The sequence below is a fragment of the uncultured Phycicoccus sp. genome (genome assembly GCF_947495705.1).
In the GTDB taxonomy this organism is placed as follows: domain Bacteria; phylum Actinomycetota; class Actinomycetes; order Actinomycetales; family Dermatophilaceae; genus Phycicoccus.
In genome coordinates this window covers 1-5,463 of record NZ_CANLZR010000019.1, presented here as the reverse complement: position 1 = coordinate 5,463, position 5,463 = coordinate 1, and the positions used below count along the sequence as shown (strand labels likewise).

General features: G+C 56.4%; 3 rRNA genes. All 3 read left to right on the top strand.

Annotation, left to right across the window (positions count from 1 at the left end):
• Positions 1-228: 228 nt before the first annotated feature.
• The 3 genes from Q0963_RS16480 to rrf all read left to right on the top strand — a co-directional run bounded on the left by Q0963_RS16480 (position 229) and on the right by rrf (position 5,416).
• Positions 229-1,754 (top strand): 16S ribosomal RNA (locus Q0963_RS16480).
• A 348-nt stretch (positions 1,755-2,102) separates the two neighbouring features.
• Positions 2,103-5,220, top strand: a 23S ribosomal RNA gene (locus Q0963_RS16475).
• A gap of 79 nt (positions 5,221-5,299) precedes the next feature.
• Positions 5,300-5,416, top strand: a 5S ribosomal RNA gene (rrf, locus tag Q0963_RS16470).
• The 16S, 23S and 5S rRNA genes sit together here, the layout of an rRNA operon.
• Positions 5,417-5,463: the final 47 nt, after the last annotated feature.

Genomic DNA, 5,463 nt, shown 5'->3' with positions numbered 1-5,463 from the left:
GTTGGTGCGCGTCCGATCCTTGAGAACTCAACAGCGTGTCAAAAATCGATGCCAATTACCTCGTCGCATCGGGTGTGGGTCTGGCCTGTCTGGTCGGGTTCATGGTTCGGTGCACGAAAATCCTTTGGTTGGACAACGAACAACAAGCGAGAGCTGGTTGTTCGTGCTCAGCCAGTGAAACAACCCTTCGAGGGTAACGATTTCCCGGCTTTGGCCGGGTGTCATACATCAACGGAGAGTTTGATCCTGGCTCAGGACGAACGCTGGCGGCGTGCTTAACACATGCAAGTCGAACGGTGAAGGTGGGAGCTTGCTTCTACTGGATCAGTGGCGAACGGGTGAGTAACACGTGAGTAACCTGCCCCAGACTCTGGAATAACCCCGGGAAACCGGAGCTAATACCGGATACGAGACGGAGAGGCATCTCTACCGTCTGGAAAGTTTTTCGGTCTGGGATGGACTCGCGGCCTATCAGCTAGTTGGTGAGGTAATGGCTCACCAAGGCGACGACGGGTAGCCGGCCTGAGAGGGCGACCGGCCACACTGGGACTGAGACACGGCCCAGACTCCTACGGGAGGCAGCAGTGGGGAATATTGCACAATGGGCGAAAGCCTGATGCAGCGACGCCGCGTGAGGGATGACGGCCTTCGGGTTGTAAACCTCTTTCGGCAGGGAAGAAGCGAAAGTGACGGTACCTGCAAAAGAAGCACCGGCTAACTACGTGCCAGCAGCCGCGGTAATACGTAGGGTGCGAGCGTTGTCCGGAATTATTGGGCGTAAAGAGCTTGTAGGCGGTTTGTCGCGTCTGCTGTGAAAATCCGGGGCTCAACCCCGGACTTGCAGTGGGTACGGGCAGACTAGAGTGTGGTAGGGGAGACTGGAATTCCTGGTGTAGCGGTGAAATGCGCAGATATCAGGAGGAACACCGATGGCGAAGGCAGGTCTCTGGGCCACTACTGACGCTGAGAAGCGAAAGCGTGGGGAGCGAACAGGATTAGATACCCTGGTAGTCCACGCCGTAAACGTTGGGAACTAGGTGTGGGTCTCATTCCACGAGATCCGTGCCGCAGCTAACGCATTAAGTTCCCCGCCTGGGGAGTACGGCCGCAAGGCTAAAACTCAAAGGAATTGACGGGGGCCCGCACAAGCGGCGGAGCATGTGGATTAATTCGATGCAACGCGAAGAACCTTACCAAGGCTTGACATATGCGAGAACGCGTCAGAGATGACGTTCTCTTTGGACACTCGTATACAGGTGGTGCATGGTTGTCGTCAGCTCGTGTCGTGAGATGTTGGGTTAAGTCCCGCAACGAGCGCAACCCTCGTTCTATGTTGCCAGCGCGTGATGGCGGGGACTCATAGGAGACTGCCGGGGTCAACTCGGAGGAAGGTGGGGACGACGTCAAATCATCATGCCCCTTATGTCTTGGGCTTCACACATGCTACAATGGCCGGTACAGAGGGCTGCGAAACCGCGAGGTGGAGCGAATCCCAAAAAGCCGGTCTCAGTTCGGATTGGGGTCTGCAACTCGACCCCATGAAGTCGGAGTCGCTAGTAATCGTAGATCAGCAACGCTACGGTGAATACGTTCCCGGGCCTTGTACACACCGCCCGTCAAGTCACGAAAGTCGGTAACACCCGAAGCCGGTGGCCCAACTCTTTGAGAGGGAGCCGTCGAAGGTGGGACTGGCGATTGGGACTAAGTCGTAACAAGGTAGCCGTACCGGAAGGTGCGGCTGGATCACCTCCTTTCTAAGGAGCACTGGTCGCTGTCACAGGCGATCCAGGGCCTGGTCTGACCGCGACTGTCGGTCAGCAGGTGCTCAAGGGTGGAACATCGATTATTTGGCACCGAGTCTGGTTCGGCCAGCGAGTACAGCTCTTTCGGGAGTGTGGAAAGCGGTCGGGGTGGGCGCGGTGCCTGACACGTTGTTGGGTCCTGAGGGTTCGGGCGTTTCGCTCACCTCGGGCCGTATAGGCCAGGACCCCTGTCACGGACGAACCGCCGGCTTACTGAGCCGGTAGGCGCCGATCATGGCTTGGGCCCGCCCGTATGTTGAGAACTACACAGTGGACGCGAGCATCTTAAATCTTTGTGCATATCAAGTTTTTAAGGGCACACGGTGGATGCCTTGGCACCAGGAACCGAAGAAGGACGTAGGAATCTGCGATAAGCCTCGGGGAGTCGATAACCAGACTGTGATCCGAGGATTTCCGAATGGGGAAACCCGGCTGGAGGCAAGTCCAGTCACTCCCACCTGAACACATAGGGTGGGTAGAGGGAACGTGGGGAAGTGAAACATCTCAGTACCCACAGGAAGAGAAAGCAACCGCGATTCCGTGAGTAGTGGCGAGCGAAAGCGGATCAGGCTAAACCGATCATGTGTGATAGCTGTCAGGCGTTGCATGGTCGGGGTCGTGGGACTTCTCAGTCAGTGCTGACATGCTGGCATGGAGTCAGAAACGCGCGTTATAGTCGAAGGACATTGAAAGGTCCGGCATAGAGGGTGCGACCCCCGTAGACGAAATGACGAGCACTCCAGAGAACCATCCCAAGTAGCACGGGGCCCGAGAAATCCCGTGCGAATCTGGCGGGACCACCCGCTAAGCCTAAATATTCCCTGGTGACCGATAGTGAACAAGTACCGTGAGGGAAAGGTGAAAAGCACCCCGGGAGGGGAGTGAAATAGATCCTGAAACCGCGTGCCTACAATCCGTTGGAGCCTCCTTGTGGGGTGACAGCGTGCCTTTTGAAGAATGAGCCTGCGAGTTAGTGCTCAGTGGCGAGGTTAACCCGTGTGGGGAAGCCGTAGCGAAAGCGAGTCCGAATAGGGCGAATGAGTCGCTGGGTCTAGACCCGAAGCGGAGTGATCTACCCATGGCCAGGTTGAAGCGACGGTAAGACGTCGTGGAGGACCGAACCCACTTAGGTTGAAAACTGAGGGGATGAGCTGTGGGTAGGGGTGAAAGGCCAATCAAACTCCGTGATAGCTGGTTCTCCCCGAAATGCATTTAGGTGCAGCGTCACGTGTTTCTTACCGGAGGTAGAGCTACTGGATAGCCGATGGGCCTTACCAGGTTACTGACGTTAGCCAAACTCCGAATGCCGGTAAGTGAGAGCGTGGCAGTGAGACTGCGGGGGATAAGCTCCGTAGTCGAGAGGGAAACAGCCCAGATCACCAGCTAAGGCCCCTAAGCGTGTGCTAAGTGGGAAAGGATGTGGAGTTGCATTGACAACCAGGAGGTTGGCTTAGAAGCAGCCACCCTTTAAAGAGTGCGTAATAGCTCACTGGTCAAGTGATTCCGCGCCGACAATGTAGCGGGGCTCAAGCACACCGCCGAAGCTGTGGCATTGACACATTGCCTGGCCGTGACACCTGCGGGTTCACGGTCCACGCGTGTCGATGGGTAGGGGAGCGTCGTGTGGCCAGGGAAGCGGCGGAGTGATCCAGCCGTGGAGGCCACACGAGTGAGAATGCAGGCATGAGTAGCGAAAGACGGGTGAGAAACCCGTCCGCCGAATAACCAAGGGTTCCAGGGTCAAGCTAATCTGCCCTGGGTAAGTCGGGACCTAAGGCGAGGCCGACAGGCGTAGTCGATGGACATCCGGTTGATATTCCGGAACCGGCGAAGAACCGCCCATGACGAACCTTCTGATGCTAAGCGCCTGACGCTCTTGTCCAATCCTTCGGGAGCGGACCTGAGTGGAGCGCGCGACCCGAGGTTGTAGTAGTCAAGCGATGGAGAGACGCAGGAAGGTAGCCTCCGCGTGGCGATGGTTGTCCACGTCCAAGGGTGTAGGGAGCGAGATAGGCAAATCCGTCTCGCACATATCCTGAGACCTGATAGTGACCGCGAATGCGGGAAGCAGGGTGATCCTATGCTGCCAAGAAAATCTTCTAGCGAGGTTCGAGCCGCCCGTACCCCAAACCGACTCAGGTGGTTAGGTAGAGAATACCAAGGCGATCGAGTGAATCGTGGTTAAGGAACTCGGCAAAATGCCCCCGTAACTTCGGGAGAAGGGGGGCCCGGACCCTGAAGGAGCTTGCCTCCTAGGGGAAAGGGCCGCAGAGACCAGGGAGAAGCGACTGTTTACTAAAAACACAGGTCCGTGCGAAGTCGCAAGACGATGTATACGGACTGACGCCTGCCCGGTGCTGGAAGGTTAAGAGGACGGGTTAGATCTTCGGGTCGAAGCTCAGAATTTAAGCCCCAGTAAACGGCGGTGGTAACTATAACCATCCTAAGGTAGCGAAATTCCTTGTCGGGTAAGTTCCGACCTGCACGAATGGCGTAACGACTTCTCCACTGTCTCAACCGCGAACTCGGCGAAATTGCACTACGAGTAAAGATGCTCGTTACGCGCAGAAGGACGGAAAGACCCCGGGACCTTTACTATAGCTTGGTATTGGTGTTCGGTACGGCTTGTGTAGGATAGGTGGGAGACTGTGAAGCATGCACGCCAGTGTGTGTGGAGTCAACGTTGAAATACCACTCTGGTCGTTCTGGATATCTAACCTCGGTCCGTGATCCGGATCAGGGACAGTGCCTGGTGGGTAGTTTAACTGGGGCGGTTGCCTCCTAAAATGTAACGGAGGCGCTCAAAGGTTCCCTCAGCCTGGTTGGCAATCAGGTGTCGAGTGTAAGTACACAAGGGAGCTTGACTGCGAGAGAGACATCTCGAGCAGGGACGAAAGTCGGAACTAGTGACCCGGCGGTGGCTTGTGGAAGCGCCGTCGCTCAACGGATAAAAGGTACCCCGGGGATAACAGGCTGATCTTGCCCAAGAGTCCATATCGACGGCATGGTTTGGCACCTCGATGTCGGCTCGTCGCATCCTGGGGGTGGAGTTGCTCCCAAGGGTTGGGCTGTTCGCCCATTAAAGCGGTACGCGAGCTGGGTTTAGAACGTCGTGAGACAGTTCGGTCCCTATCCTCTGTGCGCGTAGGAAACTTGAGAAGGGCTGTCCCTAGTACGAGAGGACCGGGATGGACGAACCTCTGGTGTGTCAGTTGTTCTGCCAAGAGCACCGCTGATTAGCTACGTTCGGAAGTGATAACCGCTGAAAGCATCTAAGCGGGAAGCACGCTTCAAGATGAGGTTTCCATGGGGTTCGCCCCGAGAGGCTCCCGGCTAGACTACCGGGTTGATAGGCCAGATGTGGAAGTGCAGCAATGCATGCAGCTGACTGGTACTAATAAGCCGACAACTTGATACACACATATAAAGACTTCTGTGTTCGCGTCCACTGTGCAGTTCCCGAGATACGGTCGGGACGACTGACATCTCCATAGAGTTTCGGCTGTCATAGCGAAGGGGAAACGCCCGGCTCCATTCCGAACCCGGAAGCTAAGCCCTTCAGCGCCGATGGTACTGCACTGGTGACGGTGTGGGAGAGTAGGACGCAGCCGGACATACTTTCAAGAAAGGGCCCGTCGTTCGCGACGGGCCCTTTCTCATG